This window comes from Nonomuraea sp. ZG12, from assembly GCF_052068115.1.
GTDB lineage: Bacteria > Actinomycetota > Actinomycetes > Streptosporangiales > Streptosporangiaceae > Nonomuraea.
Map to the genome: position 1 here is coordinate 36,021 of NZ_JBQHCW010000009.1, position 16,075 is coordinate 52,095.

Sequence of the window (16,075 nt, forward strand, 5' to 3'; positions counted from 1 at the left end):
ATGCTCCAGCGCGACTACACCACGTCGCAGCTCGACGTCCTCGAAGCCGAGGCCATCCACATCATGCGCGAGGTGGCGGCCGAGTTCGAGCGTCCCTGTCTGCTCTTCTCCGGCGGTAAGGATTCCATCGTCATGCTCCGCATCGCGGAGAAGGCGTTCTGGCCCGCCGCCATCCCGTTCCCGCTCATGCACGTCGACACCGGGCACAACTTCGACGAGGTCATCGAGTTCCGCGACCGCCGCAGCACCGAGCTCGGCGCCCGCCTGATCGTGGCCAGCGTACAGAGCTCCATCGACGCCGGCCGCGTGGTGGAGCAGACCGGCCGCCGGGCCTCACGCAACCGCCTGCAGACGACCACGCTGCTCGACGCCATCGAGGAGCACGAGTTCGACGCGGTCTTCGGCGGCGCCAGGCGTGACGAGGAGAAGGCCAGGGCGAAGGAGCGGGTGTTCTCCTTCCGCGACGACTTCGGCCAGTGGGACCCGAAGAACCAGCGCCCCGAGCTGTGGAACCTCTACAACGCGCGGATCAGCAAGGGCGAGCACATCCGGGTCTTCCCGCTGTCCAACTGGACCGAGCTGGACATCTGGGACTACATCCGGCGGGAGGGCATCGAGATCCCCTCCATCTACTTCGCCCACACCCGCAAGGTCTTCGAGCGTGACGGCATGCTGCTGCCCGACGCCGACATCGTGCAGCGGGGCGACGACGAGCCGCTGTTCGAGTCCGTGGTGCGTTATCGCACGGTGGGTGACATGACCTGCACCGGAGCCGTGCAGTCCAATGCCGCGACGGTCGAGGAGATCATCGAGGAGATCGCGGCGACCCGGATCACCGAGCGCGGGGCCACCAGGGCCGACGACCGCGCCTCGGAGGCCGCCATGGAGGATCGCAAGCGGGAAGGCTACTTCTAAACCGATGGACATTCTGCGTTTCGCCACGGCGGGAAGCGTCGACGACGGCAAGTCCACCCTCATCGGGCGGCTCCTGTTCGACTCCAAGGCGATCTTCGAAGACCAGCTGGAGGCCGTCGAGCGCACCTCGCGCGACCGCGGCACCGAGTACACCGACCTGTCGCTGCTCACCGACGGCCTGCGGGCCGAGCGGGAGCAGGGCATCACCATCGACGTCGCCTACCGCTACTTCGCGACGCCGCGCCGCAAGTTCATCATCGCGGACACCCCCGGGCACATCCAGTACACCCGCAACATGGTCACCGGCGCCTCCACCGCCGACCTGGCCATCATCCTCATCGACGCGCGCAAGGGCGTGCTGGAGCAGTCACGCCGGCACGCCTTCCTCACCTCACTCCTGCGCGTCCCCCACCTGGTGCTGGCCGTCAACAAGATGGACCTGGTGGACTACTCCGAGGAGCGCTTCGACGAGATCCGCGAGGAGTTCACCGCTTTCGCGTCCAAGCTGAACGTGTCCGACCTCACGTTCATCCCCATCTCCGCGCTCAACGGCGACAACGTGGTGTCCCGCTCCGAGAACACCCCCTGGTACCAAGGCACCTCGCTGCTCCACCACCTGGAGAACGTGCACATCGCCTCCGACCGCAACCTGGTCGACGTGCGCTTCCCCGTCCAGTACGTCATCCGCCCCCAGCGGGCCACCGACCACGCCTTCCACGACTACCGCGGCTATGCCGGCCAGGTCGCGGGCGGGGTGCTCAAGCCGGGTGACGAGGTGGTGCACCTCCCGTCCGGGCTGACGACCAGGATCGCCTCCATCGACACCTTCGACGGGCCGGTGGAGGAGGCGTTCCCGCCCATGTCGGTGACGCTCCGGTTCGAGGACGACCTCGACATCTCCCGGGGCGACATGATCGCCCGGCCCAACAACCAGCCGCAGGTCGTCCAGGATGTGGAGGCGATGGTCTGCTGGATGGCCGACGGCGTGAAGCTCACGCCCCGCTCCAAGCTGACCATCAAGCACACCACCCGCACGGCCCGGGCCCTGGTCCGCGACCTGCAGTACCGCCTCGACGTCAACACCCTGCACCGGGACGAGGAGGCGACCTCGCTCGGCCTCAACGAGATCGGCCGCGTCACGCTCCGGATCACCCAGCCGCTGTTCGTGGACGACTACGGGCGTAACCGGATGACGGGCGGCTTCATCCTGGTGGACGAGTCCACCAACGGGACCGTGGGCGCCGGCATGATCATGGACGTCCGCTGACCTTCCGGTGCCGGGTGCGTGGGCCGGGCCCGACGGGCTTTGGCCGGGTGGGCCGGGCCTGACGGGTTCGTGGCTGCGGATTCGTACCGAACGTCTGTGCTGGTCGGTCCGGCCGATGTGCTCTGATGAGCACGTCGGCCGGACCTTTTTCGATTCCCGCGCCCGGCCTTCCTCCGCCGCGGAGGCAGTACGGGCGGGTGCGGTTTCCCGGCACGTGGCGTAACGCGGGTCTGAAGGTAGATCTCTTGGCGGTTCGGTGACCATGTTATTACTCTCCGCGCTAGCATCTCCACGTTCCGTGTTCGCGACGTGAGGGTTCACGCTTGTGACCGATCGTTCGACCGCTCCCCGTGTGATCTTCCTGGGCGGCCTCGGCCGTAGCGGCACCACTCTGCTCGAACGGCTTCTCGGCCAGTTGCCCGAGGTCGCACCCCTCGGTGAGGTGGTGCACCTGTGGGAGCGCGGCGTCCTGGCCGACGAGCCGTGCGGCTGCGGCCGGCCGTTCACGACGTGCCCGTTCTGGCGCGGCGTCGGTGAGCGCGCCTTCGGCGGGTGGACGTCCATGCTGGCCGAGCGTGTCATGGCGCTACGCCATCGGGTCGACCGCACGCGCCGGTTGGCGCGCATCGCCCACGAGGACCTGCCGGAGTACGTACGCGCCTACCGCCGTGTCTACCAGGCGGCGGCCGACGCGGCCCAGGCCCGGACGGTGATCGACTCCAGCAAGCACGCCTCGCTCGCCTACTGCCTGCTGGAGGCGGGGGTGAACGTGCACATCGTGCAGGTGGTCCGCGAGCCCCGGGCCGTCGCCCACTCCTGGCGCAGGACCGTGGCCCGCCCCGAGGACGGCAGGCCGATGACCCGCTGGGGCCCCGCCCGCACCGCCGTGCACTGGACGGCCCAGAACCTGGCCCTGGAGCTGCTGGCCGTCCGCGGCGCCCCCGTCACCCGCGTCCGCTACGAGGACCTGCTGACCACGCCGCACGACACGCTGACGAACCTGGCTCAGGACCTCGGCTTCACGGCCCCGCGCCTGCCGTTCCTGCAGGGCACGACGGCCTACCTGACCACGGCGCACACCGCCTCGGGCAACCCGATGCGCTTCACCGCCGGGGCCGTCGAGCTGGCCAGGGACGACTCCTGGCTGCGCGGCCTGCCCCGGCACCACCGCGGCCTGGTGGCGGCCCTCACCTGGCCGCTCAGAGCCCGGTACGGCTACGGAAGGGACACCGCGTGACGCCTGCCTCGGTGGGCGTGGTGATCCCCACCCGCGGCGACCGCCCCACCCACCTGCGCGCAGCCGTCGAAGCGGTCCTCACCCAGGACTACGCAGGCACCGTGACCGTAGCGGTGGTCGTCGACGGCGGTGACCACCGTGCCGTCGCCGACAGCCTTCACCCCATCCCTGTCGGCGCCGTTCCCCGGCCGTCGGCTGACGGTGGGGACCGGCGTGTGGTCGCCGACCGTGCGCCGGGTGTGCGCGTGCTGTCCAATCGGCTCACGCCGGGGTTGCCGGGGGCCCGTAACACCGGTATCGCCGCCTGTGACACCGACCTGGTCGCCTTCTGTGACGACGATGACGTGTGGCTGCCCGGCAAGCTCGCCGCTCAGACGCGGCTGCTCGCCGACGGGGACGCCGAGTTCGCCAGCTGCGGCATCGAGGTCGAGTACGGGGGGCGGCGGGTGCCGAGGCTGGCCGGGACCCGACGGGTCACCGCCGCTGACCTGGTGCGCTCGCGCATGGTGATGGTGCACTCGTCGACGTTCCTGTTCAGACGTGGCACGGTCTGGGTGGACGAGAGCGCCCCCAGCGGCCAGAACGAGGACTGGGACCTCGCGCTCCGCGCCGCCAAGCGACACCCGATCGCCAACGCCGACGAGCCGTTCGTCCGGGTCCGGTGGGGCGCGTCCCACTACGTCGCCCGATGGGCGGACCGTATCGCCGGGCTTGAGTGGATGCTCGCCCGGCACCCCGAACTGGCCGTGGATCCGCGCGGCGCGGCACGGATCTACGGTCAGCTCGCCTTCGGCCACGCCGCCCTGGGGCACCGCCGTGACGCGGGCCGCTGGGCCGCCCGCACCTTCGCCGCCCGCCTCGGCGAGCCCCGCGCGCCCATTGCCCTGGCCGTGGCGGCGGGCCTGATCCCCGCCTCCACCGTCCTGGCCCTGCTCCACCAGCGCGGGCACGGCATCTGATGACCGTGGCTCGCACGAACACCCTCACCGAACACCCGTCCGGCGAGGCGGACGGCGAGGGCGACTGCAGGGCGGACGGTGGGGTGGGTTGTAGGGCGGCGCGGGTGGTGGTCGGGGGGGTCGGGTTTGATCCGGTGACTGAGGGTGAGGTGGCCGGGTGGGTGGAGGGCGAGCTGGCCGCCGGTAGGGGTGGGCACATCGTGACCCCGAACGTGGACATCTGCCGGGCCGTGGCCGGTGACGCCGCGCTGCGGGAGCTGGTGAACGGGGCTGAGGTGGTGGTCGCTGACGGGATGCCGCTGGTGTGGGCGTCACGGCTGCTGGGGACGCCGGTGCCCGAGCGGGTCACGGGGGCGGACCTGATCTGGTCGCTGAGTGATCGGGCCGCTCGGTGCGGGTGGCCCGTCTATCTGCTCGGCGGCCCGCCCGGTGTCGCGGCGGCGGCCGCCGCCGAGCTGGCGAGCCGCCATCCAGGGCTGCGGGTCTGCGGGGTGGACGCGCCGCCGTACGGGTTCGACGCGACCGCGCGAGGCAGGCGGCGGGCGCGGCGGAAGGTCGTGGAGGCGCGGCCTAGCCTGGTGTTCGTGGGGCTCGGGTTCCCCCGGCAGGATCTGCTCATCGGCGAGCTGCGCCGGGAGCTGCCCGGCGCCTGGTTCGTGGGGTGCGGGGCGGCGATCGGGTTCGCCGCCGGCACGGTGTCACGGGCGCCCGGGTGGATGCGCGGGGCGGGGCTGGAGTGGCTGTTCCGGCTGGCCTGTGAGCCCTGCCGGCTGGCCAGACGCTATCTGGTGGACGGCGTGCCCTTCGCGCTGCGCCTGCTGCTCTCCTCGGCGGTCACCCGCCTGCGCCTCAGCGGGGCGGCGGGTCGGCGGTCAGCGCTCTGATCCTGTCGATCTCGTCCTGGGTGAGGCCCCTGGCGCCCGCTTGCAGGGCCGCCCGCGAGTTCATCGGCCGGTAGCCGGTGCGTGACAGTCCTGACCAGGCGAATCCCCGGTCCCGGCCGCCGGGGGCGGTGCACGCCTCCATGACGCGCTCCTCGGCGGCCGGGGTCCAGGTCAGACCGGCGTACTCGTACAGGCGCTTGAAGCCCGTCCGGGGGTCGGCGGCGAGGTCGTCGTAGGACGTGACCAGGATGCCGGCGGTGCGGGCGAGGATCTCCCGCGTCACCCGCCACAGCGCCGCCGCCTTGGCGACCCGGTCCTGGGAGCCGACCAGGACGCGCAGCCGCAGCACCTGAGGATGGTCGCGGACGAGCAGGGGCTGTTCGAGGAGCTCGTGGAAGTAGACCGTCCAGCCGAGGCGCTGCCAGCTCGCCACGAACGACACCGGGTCGCGGACGAGGGCGATCACCCTGCATCCCAGCCGCTCGGCGAACCAGCCCGCCGACAGCACCGCGAACGGGTCGTCCAGCAGCGCCCGCCGCCCCGCGAGGCGGCCCAGCGTGAAGGCCCCGCCGTAACGGAGCATCCGCGCCAGGTCGTACGGGGAGCGGTTGGCCCGCAGCTCGGCCGCCCAGCGGTAGCGCAGCGCGACGGTGTCGCGGAAGGCGGGCAGCCAGGTGGGGGAGTTGTCGTCGCAGATGTACTGGAAGCGGTGGCGTACCTGGGCGCGCAGGACGCCGGGGCAGCGGCCGGGCGGGTGCTGCGGGTTGAGCGGCTCGTTGACGTAGACGAGCTCGCCACCGGCGGCCAGCATCTTGCCCACCCAGCTCGTGCCGCTCCTCGGCAGCCCGGTCACCAGCACCGGGGGACGGCCGTTCATGCCGTTCATGCTGTGGCCCAGGTGCGCAGGCGCAGCGCCGACAGGCTGTGGCGGCCGAAGGGGCGCAGGCCGTAGCGGCGGTGGAGCTGCCAGAGCGGCAGCGCGTTCTTGACCAGCACGCCGGCGGACCAGCCGAGCGCCGCGCCCAGCGCGCCGTGGGCCGGGACCAGCGCCAAGTCCAGCAGGACCGTGCAGGTGCAGGCCGCGACGAGGTTGCGCAGGCTGGCCGTGGTGTGGCCGGCGGCGGTCAGCACGACGTCGACCATGCCGGACGCGGTGGCCGCCATCATCGTGGCTGCCAGGACCAGCGCCACGGGCACCGCCGCGCCGTAGTCGTCGCCGAAGAGCCGCAGCAGCCAGGGGGCGGTCAGCGCGTAGGCGAGCCAGACGGGCCAGGTCAGCAGCACCAGCCACATGGTGGTCGCCTGATAGAGCTCCCTGGCCCCGGCCAGGTCGCCGTCGGCGAGCGTTCTGACCAGGCGTGGTTGTACGGCCTGCGCCAGGCCCTGGTTGGCGAGCTGGCCCACGATCTTGAAGCGGGTGGCGGCGGTGTAGACGGCCGCCTGCACCGGGCCGGCGAGCAGGGCGACGATCACGATGTCGAACCGCTGGAACACCGCCTGGATCGCCGCCGCCACCGACCTCGGGGCGGTGTGCCGCCACAGGTCCCGGCCGGCGCCGGGCAGGCAGGGCGTGCGGGGCGCGCGACCGCGCAGGGCCAGCGCCGCCAGCACGAGCACGGGCAGGTACGGCAGCGCCCACGCGACAGGCAGCGCCCACGCGGCGGCGACGGCCGGACCCGGGAGCCAGGGCGACGTGCCCGCCAGCGCCACGGCGCCCACCAGGACGAGCTGGCCGACCGGGAGCAGCACCCCGTCGAGCAGCACCGTGGGCCGCAGGGCGCCGAAGCCCCGGCCGGCGGCGAGCAGCACGTCGGCCACGGCCATGACCGGCAGGGCCAGGGCCACGGGGCCGAGCCATGGGTACAGCAGCACGCCGACGATCGTCGCGGCCCCCGTGACCGGCACCAGCGCCGCACGGATATATCCCGAAATGCCGTGATATTCGTGGGCGCTGGCTCGGGCGATGAAGTACACCAGCCCGTTGCCCGCGTCCAGCTTCACGATCCCGGCGGCCATCAGCACCAGCGCGGTCACCGTGAAGAACGCGCCCGCCTGCCCGGCAGGGAAGGCCCTGGTGACGACCACGACGAGAGCGAACTGGGCCAGCGCGGCCACCACCGCCCCCGTCAGCCCGGCGACCCCACCCCGAGCCACCCGCCCGAGCGCCACCCGCCGCTGGGTCAGCTCCGCCATGAGGGCTCACCGCCCAGCCAGCCCACCAGGCGGGTGTCGTACGCCTCGAAGTGGTCGCGCAGACTCCGACGGAGAGAGTCCGGCAGGGGCCTGGGCAGCGGCCGGCCGTTGTGCCGTTCGAACGCCGGCTCGCCCAGCGGGGGCACCCCCAGGAAGTCCAGCACCCGGTCGTAGGCCTGCCGGGGCTCGGCGAAGAAGCGGTGACTGTCGAGGACCAGGATCCGCTCCCGCCCGAACAGCGGCTCCAGCCGGTCGAGCTGCTCGGCGTAGCGCCCGCGCGCCAGGTAGCCGTGGTGCCGGTGGGAGTGGTGCGCGGCGTGCGCCCGGGCCCGCAGGCTCTCCTCGGCCCCCGCGAGCCGTCCGGCCTCCAGCTCCAGCGCGTGCTCGAAGTCGGACTCCGTCTCGAAGCCTCTGGCCAGCTCGTGGGCGTGCGCGGAGCGGGCCCGCTCGACCGGGTCGCGCACCAGCACGATCAGCTTCACCCCCGGCAGGTCGGTGGCGATCCGCTCCCCGGCCAGCGGATGGAACAGGTAGTACGGCGCGGACTCGAACGCCTGTGGCGCGCTGCCGTGCCGCCGGGCGAGCAGCGCCGCGCCCACCCGGAGCGGGAAGTGCGCCCGGTACCAGGCGGGCCCTCGCCAGTAGGCGGCGTCGAAGTAGTGGACCCCCTTGTGCAGCACCGGTTTGAGCAGCAGGGGGTGCTGCGCGAGCGCCCGGTAGAGCGAGGTGGTGCCGCACCGCTGTGCCCCGGCGATCAGGAACGACGGCAGGATCCGCGCCCCGGAGGTGATCCGCCCGGTGGTGCGCGACACGGACAGCGCCGATCGCTTCATGGCCTTCACGTCAGCGACTCCTGGTGGTCGACGACCGGGCTGAGCCAGCGGCTCGGCGGGCCGAGGGGTTCGTGGCCGTCGGCGGCGTGCCGGTCGGCCAGCGCGATGAGGTAGTGCAGCGCGGTCTGCCTGGCCTGCGCGGCCGACAGCCCGAGCGGCGCGAGGGTCCGCACGGCCTGGGCGAGGCAGGCGCGCGCGGCGGTCGGCGGGTCCATGCGGCGCAGCGCCCGCTGGAAGAAGTGGTGCACCGCGTCGAACCCGTAGGGGACGCCGGTCGCGTAGCGTTCCCAGTCCCATACGAACAGCCGCCCGTCGGCGGACGGCGAGACGTTCCACGGGGACAGGTCGCCGTGCCAGGCCGCGCCGTCGGGGCCGCCCGTGGCCGCGATCTCCTTGACTGCCCTGACCAGCAGCGGGCCGGGCACCCGGCGGCGGCGGACGGGCAGCGGCGACAGTGCGAGCAGGCCGAGGCCGCGCCAGTCGCCGTGGTGGAGCACGGTGGGTGTGACGACGGTCTTGAGCGGTCGTCCGGCCAGTTCGCGCAGCGCGGCGGCCTCGTTGTCGATCAGCGTGCGGGCCCGGTCGGTGTCGCCCACCTTGACGAAGGCCAGGCGGGCGCCGTCGCTGTGCACCTCCAGGACGGGCTTGCGGTTGGCCCGGCGCGCCGGGCGCACGCGCACGACGGTCTCCACCGGCACGCCGAAGACCTCGCCCAGATGGGCCGAGATCGACCCGTCGATGGGCAGCAGGATGCGCGGCCCGGCCAGCCGATGCCACCAGCGGCGCGGCGCCAGCCGGCGAGGCAGCCGCGCGTGCGGGAGCAGCGTGTGGGCGCGTGGATCGCCCTGGCCGGGATAGAGGAGCCGGAGCGTGTCGCCGAGGTAGCTGAGCCTGATGTCGGTGTCGGTCATGCGGGATTTCTCCACAGGAGCGCGAAGGAGATGAAGTAGAGGCTGAGCGGCGTGACCAGGCCGTCGTAGACGAACATGTAGAGCAGCACCAGGCCCATCACCAGCACTCCGGCGAGCCCGATCGGGGTCCTGTCGGTCCAGTGGCGGCGGATCGCGCCGACGAAGAAGGCCACGTAGAGCGCCGCCCCCACGAAGCCCTGCGTGATGAGCATCAGCCAGAGCTGGCCGTCGCCGCCCAGCGGAGGATGGCCGCAGCCGGGGCACCAGCCGGTCTTGCCGGTGGTGATCGTGCGGTGGTTGCCCGTGGCGTTGCGGGTGTTGCCGAAGCCGATGACGGGCGAGTGGGTCGCGGCCTCGATCGTGGCCGACACGGTGAAGGCCCGGATGCCGTTGGAGTGGGGGCTGTCCAGCCGCTGCACGACGAGCGGGGCGAGCGGGCTGAGCGCGAACACCAGCGCCCCCGTCGCCGCCGCCGCGCAGAGGGTGATCCTGGTCCTGCCGCCCACCCGGACGATCAGGTAGCCGACGGCCAGCCCGAGGCCGATCCACAGGCCCCGGTTGAGCGAGTAGGCGATCGGGACGGCCGCGAGGGCGATCACCACCACGGCCAGCGCCTTACGGCCGCGAGAGCCGTACACCCACCAGCCGACCACGAACCAGACGAGCAGCACCGACACGTTGCTGCCCCACGCGTTGGCCCACTCGAACGGCGCCTCCGGCCGGGGCGAGGCGTAGCCGAGCACCTTCTGGGTCTGCGCGGCGGTGGGGTGGATCAGGTTCTGGACGAACGAGTTGTCGGCCAGCCAGCCGGGCAGGACCAGCTCCACCGGCGAGGTGAAGGAGAAGCCGGGAGCCAGCACGCCGAGCAGCCCGCCCGCCACGGTGGTGATGAACAGCACGCCGAGCATCCGTACGAGCCGGAGCTGCGGCAACTCGCGCTCGGTGAGGTTGCCGAGATAGAGGACCATGATCAGCAGCGACAGGTAGAGCGTCAGGCGCATGGAGTAGCCGACGAGCCGGCCCAGGCCGAGCTCGCCGTAGGTGCCGGGCGGCATCTCCCCCAGCATCAGCCCGCTCACCAGGTAGCCGGCGAGCAGCAGCAGCCACAGCCCGAACCCGCGCGGCACCCGGACCGGCCGGCGCCGCCACAGGATGATCCCCATGGGCACGGCCAGCACGACCACCGACAGTCCGCCGAAACCGAGCGCCCACCAGACGGGATAACCGAGCAGCAGCGCGGCGATGGGCCACGCGGGCCCTGTCACGCCTGCTTGCCCGGCGGCTGCTGGAGCGCGTGCAGGGGCGTGGTCTCGGCACCCGCGGGCGGCTCGGGCTCGCCGCCGGCGACCAGCTTGCCCAGCGACGTGTGCTGGGGGGCGTACGGGGCGGGCGTCAGGTCCGTGGTGATCACCGCGCCGATGATCGGCACGTTGTGCCGGCTGAGATGCCGTACGGTGGCCGCGACCTGGACGGAGGTCGCCCGGCCCAGCCCGATCAGCAGCAGGGCCGCGTCGGCCCTGGCCAGGTCGCTCACGTCCGCGCCGCTCAGCACCGACAACGGCGCGCTGGTGGCCAGCGGGGCGGCCACCCGGGAGGAGCCGAGCTCGGCCGGGACGGACCTGACCAGCAGTCGCTTGCCCGGGCAGGCGGCGAGCACGGCGGAGGCCAGGTCGTGCAGCGCGGCGGGGTCGCGCGGGTGTGACAGGTCGGCCAGGGCGGGCAGCCCGGTGAGCCGCTCGACGTCGGCGGCGCTGCGCAGCCGGGTGTCGAGCCGGTCGCGCAGCGCCGCGGCGGCGGCCCCCAGCAGCAGGCCCGCCATGAGCCCGGAGCCGAGGCACAGCGGCAGGGTGGGGGAGCTCGGCGTGGGCGGCGCGACGGCCGGGCTGATGACCGATCCGGGTGTCACGGCGAGAGTCCTGAGCGCGTCGTACTTGAGCGTGAGGCTGTTGGCCTGCCGGTTGAGCACGCCCTGCCGGTGGGTGGCGAGCGTGTGCGCGGCGGTGCCCCTGGTCAGCCCGCCGAGCTGTTTGATCACCGCGCTGAGCGAGGTGTTGACGTGCTTGAGCTTGGCCAGCAGGAGCTTCTGCTGGGCGAGGATGGCGGCCTGCGCGCTCTCGGTGCGGTGGGCGAGGTAGGCCTCGGCGTAGGCCCGCGAGCCGGCGGCGGCGGCGGCCGGGTCGGCGGCGCTGTAGGAGATCGACAGGACGGACGAGTTGGGCGGGACCGTCACCTGGGCGGGCTCCAGGGCGGTGGCGCGCACCGCCTGGGCGGCCTTGGCCGCCACGACGGAGGACAGGGCGATCTGCGCCTCGGTGTCGAGGTTGAGGGGCTCGCGCTGGCGGGTGGTCACCTGGTTGACCTGCTCGGTGGTGCCCACGGGCGTGACGAGGACCTGGGTGGTCGCGGTGTAGGCGGGAGGGACGATCCGCAGCAGGGCCAGCCCCGTCGTTCCCCCGGCCAGCACGCAGCCGAGCAGGAGCAGCCAGCGCCTGCGGAGCAGCGAGAGATGCTCTCCCAGGTCGGTGCCGGAGCGGTGGGCCGGGCGATCCGGCGACAGGCTCATGGAGGCGGGTCTCCCTGCAGTGAGTTGCGCGTTGTCGCCCTTCGGCGACTCTGCGTAACGTGCCGAGGTGTGCGCCCACTATAGGCGGGCCAGATATTACCCAGCCAGATTACCCAAGATTTTCTCTTGTACGACCAGCGAATCGTACCGCTATAAAGCGAGAAATCGGGATTTATCGGTGAGCCAGATACCCCTCTGGCCTGCCCTGACTGCTACTCCGGCTGAAGTTCCCGCAAGGGCGTGGCATGGTTCAGGTTGATAGGGCGGGGGTCGCCCAATGAGAGGGTTGAAAGTTATGGCGCGCTGGAATTATTCGTATAGAGCGGTAAATGGTAATTTGAAGGCTAATGTCGCCAAAGGTGTGGTCGGCAAGAGTGTCATCCCGGCCTTGGTCGTCCTGCTGGCCGCGTGCTCGGGCGCCGAGCCGCGCGTGCCGGACGCCGGCGCTCGGAGCGCGACGGCGGGGAGTGGCAGTCCGGCGGCGGCGAGCGCGCCCGCCTGCGCCGTCACCGGCAAGCTCATCCCCTCGTGCGGCGCGTGGTGGGGCATCGCCCCGGAGATCTTCACGGGCGCCCGCCTGGAGGAGGCGCTGCACAGCGCCGAGTCGCGCATGGGAGCGACGGCCGACCTGGTCCACGTCTACCACCGGGGCAAGGAGCTGTTCCCGACCGAGCAGGAGATCCGGCTCGCCCGGGACCCCGCCAGGCCCCGCCTGCTGCTGATCAACTGGAAGCCGTCGCTCGGTCACACCTGGGCCGAGATCGCCGAGGGGGCCATCGACGCCAGGATCGACCGCCTGGCCAACCATCTCCGGCGGACCTTCCCTGAGGAGTTCTTCCTCACCATCCACCACGAGCCGGAGAACGACGTGGACACGGCGGCGGCGTCCGGCATGGGAGCCGATGACTACGCGGCCATGTTCCGGCACGTCGTGCTGCGGCTGCGCGACCGGGGCGTGAAGAACGCGGTGACCGTGATGACCTACATGGGCGCGCCCAACTGGGCCGCCAAGTCCTGGTTCGAGGAGCTCTACCCGGGCGACGACGTGGTCGACTGGGTGGCGATGGACCCCTACGCCGACAGCCGGGTGCACGACTTCGGCAGCCTGGTCAACAAGACTCGCGAGGACTTCGACGAGTGGCCCGGGTTCTATCGCTGGATGCAGTGGCGCTTTCCCGGCAAACCGGTCATGGTCGCGGAGTGGGGGGTGTTCGAGCGGGCGGACGACCCGGCGTTCAAGCGCGCGTTCTTCGAGTCCGTACGCAGCCAGGTCCGGCGCTATCCGCAGATCAAGGCGCTGGTCTACTTCGACTCACCGAGCGCGCCGAGGGGCGACACCCGCTTCGACACCGACCCCACGGCGGACCGGGCGTTCACCGAGCTCGCGCGAGATCAGCACTTTCGAGCGACGCGCGTGCCCCGGCCCTGACCCGCAGGCGCCAGCCGACGACCATGGCCAGCGCGGTCGCCGCCACTACGGCCAGGGTGACCAGGTCGGCCACGCCGAGCAGCTTGAGCGCCGAGGCCAGCAGCACGACGGCGAGCATCGCCCTGATGAGGCCGCCGGGAGCCCGGGAGGAGACACGGGCGCCCAGATAGACGCCGGGGATCGAGCCGATCAGCAGTGAGAGCGTGAGATCGAACCGGAAGTCGCCGAACAGCAGGTGCCCCACCGCCGCCGAGACCACCAGCGGCACGGCCTGGACCAGGTCGGTGCCGACGAGCTGGTTGGCCTTGAGCGCCGGATAGAGGGCGATCAGGGCCACGATGATCAGAGAACCCGAGCCCACGGAGGACACGCCCACCACCAGACCGCCTACCGTACCGACCAGTAGGGTCGGGATTGGGCGTACGACGATCTCCCGTGCCTCCGCCGAGCCGCCCCTGTCGCCCAGCCACGCCTTGATCCCCAGGCCCGCGACGGCCAGCAGCAGCGCGACGCCGAGCGCGTACTTCACCCCGTCGCCGACCGCGAACGCGCGCGCCAGGAACACCCCGCAGAACGCCGCCGGGACCGACCCCGCGCAGAGCCAGCCGACCAGGCGCATGTTCACGGTGCCCCGGCGCAGGTGGACCATGCCGCCCACCGGCTTCATCACGGCCGAGGCCACCAGGTCGCTGGAGACGGCGGCCAGCGGCGGCACGTTGAAGAACAGCATCATCATCGGCGTCATCAGCGCGCCGCCGCCCATGCCGGTGAGCCCGACGACGATGGCCACCAGGAACGAGCCGAGGATCAGGGGGAGATCGATCACCGGATCCACCGTCCGTTGCGCAGGGTGCCCAGCACCTGTTCGACCGCCGCCTCGACGGAGATGTGCGTGGTGTCGACGACCAGGTCGGCGTCGTCCGGCTCCTCGTAGGGATCGGAGATGCCGGTGAACTCGGGGATGAGGCCCGCGCGGGCCTTGGCGTACAGGCCCTTGCGGTCGCGGCGCTCGCACTCCTCCAGCGGGGTGGCGACGTGCACGAGCAGGAAGTCGGCGCCGACCGACTCGACCATCTCGCGCACCTCCTCGCGGGTGGCGGCATAGGGGGCGATGGGGGCGCAGATGGCCAGGCCCCCGTGGCGGGCGGCCTCGGCGGCGACGAAGCCGATGCGGCGGATGTTGAGGTCGCGGTCGGCCTTGGAGAACGTCAGGCCCTTGGAGAGCAGGTGGCGCACCACGTCGCCGTCGAGGTAGGTGACCGTGCGGGTGCCGAGCTCCAGCAGGGCGTCACGCAGGCCGCGGGCGATCGTGGACTTGCCCGATCCGGACAGCCCGGTGAAGAACACCACCAGGCCGCGGCGGTGCGGCGGGCCGGGGATCTTCACCGGCTCGGGCCCGGCCAGGTGCTCGGTGGCGCCGTAGGAGAAGGCGATGTGCTCGCGCAGCTCCAGGTCGATCTCCGGCTCCTCGCGCGGCGCGAGCGGCACCGGGACGACGATCGTGGTCTCGGGCAGCTGGTCCCTGGCCTTCAGCGCGGCCCTGACCACGGCCGGACCGGCCTCGCCGTACGACAGCGGGAGCAGCAGGATCACCGCGTCGAGCTCCTTGGCGGTGGCGAGGATCTCGCTCAGGTCGTCGAGCGGGCCCCGCATGGTGACCGCGAGGGCCGGACGCCCGCCGAGCTCCACGCGGACCTCGTCAGGGGTGCGGCGCAGCCGGGCGAACGGGCCGTGCTCGGCCGCGCCCAGCCCGCGCACCGGCCCGGCGGCCGGGCCGTCCGCCGGATGCTCGGTCACGGTGAGCACGGCGAGCGGGACGCCCTCGGGGTCGAGCAGCGTGACCTCGTCGCCGGGAGCGACGTCGCCGGGCAGGTGGATGGTGATGGGGGCCGGCCATGGAGTGCCGTCGGCGAGTGTGCCGCGCTCGTGCACCAGATGGACGTCGTCGTGGCCGAGGAACCCGGTCAACGGCTGGAACGCCCCGGAGAGCAGCAGCTCCAGGTCGGCCAGCTCACGCGCGTCGGGGGTCCACTCCACGTCATTCATCCCAACTATTCCGATTACATTGGTAGGAAACAATCCTAGCCACTGTGACCGGCGTGTCGCTAGATGAGCCGGGCGAAGTGGTATTGCGGTTTTCTGATGACCATGGTGATCTCATCGTGCGTGGCAGGGTAGCGCCCCCGGCTCAGCTTGGCAGCCAGGCTCACGACCGCGCTGCCCACCCGGCCCATGGCGGGCCCGCTCGTCGCCGTCTCCTCGTCCATGACCAGCAGGCCACGGGTCAGGCAGAAGGCGTGCATGTCGTCGGCCGAGGTCAGCGGCTCGTAGACGGCGGGCAGCGGCCCCGGGGTCCCCGCCGCCACCAGGCGCCGCCAGACCAGCCGGCGCGCCCATGACGGGATCATCCTGTCCAGGACTCCGTAGGCGGAGTCGCGGTCGCGCATCCGCAGCAGCACCAGGCCTCCGGGCCGCAGTGACTGCAGGAGCCGGTCCAGCACCAGCTCCGCGTGCTCGATCCGCTCCAGCAGGAAGGACAGCTGGATCACGTCGAACGACCTGGGCGGCAGCGGCGCGGAGCGCAGGTCGCCCAGCGCCCAGGTGACCAGGTCGGCCCGCTCCTCCACCACTCTCCTGATCGCCGGCCGATCCTCATCGACCCCCGACGCCCGCGTCTCGATCCGCTCCAGGGTCAGTGGCTCGTCGTGCGCACACCCGGCGACCAGCACATCCAGCCGCCGGCCGAGCTGCCCCGCCCACTGCTCCCGGATGCGCTGATCGAACAGATCGCCCCTTGGGACTACCGATCGCACCTCAGACATGTGACCCACAGTAATCAATAAATGGCCGAGAGTGATGCACATCCCCCCTGGTAGCGTCCGGA

At 72.0% G+C, this 16,075-nt stretch carries 15 protein-coding genes; 6 read left to right on the top strand and 9 right to left on the bottom strand.

Annotated elements, in window-relative coordinates:
- The 5 genes from cysD to ACTMTF_RS24675 all read left to right on the top strand — a co-directional run bounded on the left by cysD (position 1) and on the right by ACTMTF_RS24675 (position 5,262).
- Positions 1-915 carry a sulfate adenylyltransferase subunit CysD gene (cysD, locus tag ACTMTF_RS24655; protein ID WP_441112805.1) on the top strand — a complete coding sequence of 305 codons (915 nt, stop codon included), beginning with the start codon at positions 1-3 and terminating at the stop codon, positions 913-915.
- A gap of 4 nt (positions 916-919) precedes the next feature.
- On the top strand, positions 920-2,182 hold the full coding sequence (gene cysN / locus ACTMTF_RS24660) for a sulfate adenylyltransferase subunit CysN (protein WP_441112806.1): 1,263 nt from the start codon (positions 920-922) through the stop codon (positions 2,180-2,182).
- Positions 2,183-2,507: 325 nt separating this feature from the next.
- Positions 2,508-3,419, top strand: a complete 912-nt coding sequence (locus ACTMTF_RS24665) for a sulfotransferase (RefSeq protein WP_441112807.1) — start codon at positions 2,508-2,510, stop codon at positions 3,417-3,419.
- A complete protein-coding gene (locus tag ACTMTF_RS24670) occupies positions 3,416-4,378 on the top strand; it encodes a glycosyltransferase family 2 protein (protein WP_441112808.1) in 963 nt (320 codons plus the stop codon). The genes ACTMTF_RS24665 and ACTMTF_RS24670 overlap by 4 nt, the downstream gene beginning before the upstream one ends.
- A 134-nt stretch (positions 4,379-4,512) precedes the next feature.
- On the top strand, positions 4,513-5,262 hold the full coding sequence (locus ACTMTF_RS24675) for a WecB/TagA/CpsF family glycosyltransferase (protein ID WP_441112809.1): 750 nt from the start codon (positions 4,513-4,515) through the stop codon (positions 5,260-5,262).
- On the opposite strand, the gene ACTMTF_RS24680 is transcribed toward ACTMTF_RS24675, so the two are convergent.
- Genes ACTMTF_RS24680 through ACTMTF_RS24705 form a run of 6 tightly spaced genes read right to left on the bottom strand, consistent with a single transcriptional unit; the run spans position 5,228 to position 11,762 of the window.
- Positions 5,228-6,139, bottom strand: coding sequence for a sulfotransferase (locus tag ACTMTF_RS24680; RefSeq protein WP_441112810.1), 912 nt, complete (start codon positions 6,137-6,139; stop codon positions 5,228-5,230). The genes ACTMTF_RS24675 and ACTMTF_RS24680 overlap by 35 nt on opposite strands.
- Before the next feature lie 5 nt (positions 6,140-6,144).
- The gene (locus tag ACTMTF_RS24685) at positions 6,145-7,455 is read right to left on the bottom strand and encodes a lipopolysaccharide biosynthesis protein (RefSeq protein ID WP_441112811.1); all 1,311 of its coding nucleotides are present in this window, start codon (positions 7,453-7,455) and stop codon (positions 6,145-6,147) included.
- The gene (locus tag ACTMTF_RS24690; RefSeq protein WP_441113008.1) at positions 7,443-8,288 is read right to left on the bottom strand and encodes a sulfotransferase domain-containing protein; all 846 of its coding nucleotides are present in this window, start codon (positions 8,286-8,288) and stop codon (positions 7,443-7,445) included. The genes ACTMTF_RS24685 and ACTMTF_RS24690 overlap by 13 nt, the downstream gene beginning before the upstream one ends.
- A 5-nt stretch (positions 8,289-8,293) precedes the next feature.
- On the bottom strand, positions 8,294-9,199 hold the full coding sequence (locus tag ACTMTF_RS24695) for a hypothetical protein (protein ID WP_441112812.1): 906 nt from the start codon (positions 9,197-9,199) through the stop codon (positions 8,294-8,296).
- On the bottom strand, positions 9,196-10,464 hold the full coding sequence (locus tag ACTMTF_RS24700; protein WP_441112813.1) for a hypothetical protein: 1,269 nt from the start codon (positions 10,462-10,464) through the stop codon (positions 9,196-9,198). Before ACTMTF_RS24700 ends, ACTMTF_RS24695 begins: the two co-directional genes overlap by 4 nt.
- Positions 10,461-11,762 carry a Wzz/FepE/Etk N-terminal domain-containing protein gene (locus ACTMTF_RS24705; protein ID WP_441112814.1) on the bottom strand — a complete coding sequence of 434 codons (1,302 nt, stop codon included), beginning with the start codon at positions 11,760-11,762 and terminating at the stop codon, positions 10,461-10,463. The genes ACTMTF_RS24700 and ACTMTF_RS24705 overlap by 4 nt, the downstream gene beginning before the upstream one ends.
- Before the next feature lie 361 nt (positions 11,763-12,123).
- Between ACTMTF_RS24705 and ACTMTF_RS24710 the strand changes: the two genes are divergently transcribed.
- On the top strand, positions 12,124-13,191 hold the full coding sequence (locus ACTMTF_RS24710; protein ID WP_441112815.1) for a glycoside hydrolase family 26 protein: 1,068 nt from the start codon (positions 12,124-12,126) through the stop codon (positions 13,189-13,191).
- Here the strand turns inward: ACTMTF_RS24710 and ACTMTF_RS24715 are convergent.
- From ACTMTF_RS24715 to ACTMTF_RS24725, 3 genes are read right to left on the bottom strand one after another with little or no spacing between them, the layout of a single operon-like run.
- Positions 13,136-14,017, bottom strand: coding sequence for a sulfite exporter TauE/SafE family protein (locus tag ACTMTF_RS24715; protein WP_441112816.1), 882 nt, complete (start codon positions 14,015-14,017; stop codon positions 13,136-13,138). The two genes, ACTMTF_RS24710 and ACTMTF_RS24715, sit on opposite strands and share 56 nt — an antisense overlap.
- Entirely contained in the window at positions 14,014-15,237 is a 1,224-nt protein-coding gene (cysC, locus tag ACTMTF_RS24720; RefSeq protein WP_441112817.1) for an adenylyl-sulfate kinase, read from the bottom strand. The genes ACTMTF_RS24715 and cysC overlap by 4 nt, the downstream gene beginning before the upstream one ends.
- Positions 15,238-15,296: 59 nt before the next feature.
- On the bottom strand, positions 15,297-16,013 hold the full coding sequence (locus ACTMTF_RS24725) for a class I SAM-dependent methyltransferase (RefSeq protein ID WP_441112818.1): 717 nt from the start codon (positions 16,011-16,013) through the stop codon (positions 15,297-15,299).
- Positions 16,014-16,075: the final 62 nt, after the last annotated feature.

Coding starts and splice junctions, on each gene's coding strand:
- cysD (WP_441112805.1), top strand. CDS start 1: ATGCTCCAGCGCGACTACACCACGTCGCAGCTCGACGTCCTCGAAGCC.
- cysN (WP_441112806.1), top strand. CDS start 920: ATGGACATTCTGCGTTTCGCCACGGCGGGAAGCGTCGACGACGGCAAG.
- ACTMTF_RS24680 (WP_441112810.1), bottom strand. CDS start 6,139: ATGAACGGCCGTCCCCCGGTGCTGGTGACCGGGCTGCCGAGGAGCGGC.
- ACTMTF_RS24685 (WP_441112811.1), bottom strand. CDS start 7,455: ATGGCGGAGCTGACCCAGCGGCGGGTGGCGCTCGGGCGGGTGGCTCGG.
- ACTMTF_RS24690 (WP_441113008.1), bottom strand. CDS start 8,288: ATGAAGCGATCGGCGCTGTCCGTGTCGCGCACCACCGGGCGGATCACC.
- ACTMTF_RS24695 (WP_441112812.1), bottom strand. CDS start 9,199: ATGACCGACACCGACATCAGGCTCAGCTACCTCGGCGACACGCTCCGG.
- ACTMTF_RS24705 (WP_441112814.1), bottom strand. CDS start 11,762: ATGAGCCTGTCGCCGGATCGCCCGGCCCACCGCTCCGGCACCGACCTG.
- cysC (WP_441112817.1), bottom strand. CDS start 15,237: ATGAATGACGTGGAGTGGACCCCCGACGCGCGTGAGCTGGCCGACCTG.
- ACTMTF_RS24725 (WP_441112818.1), bottom strand. CDS start 16,013: ATGTCTGAGGTGCGATCGGTAGTCCCAAGGGGCGATCTGTTCGATCAG.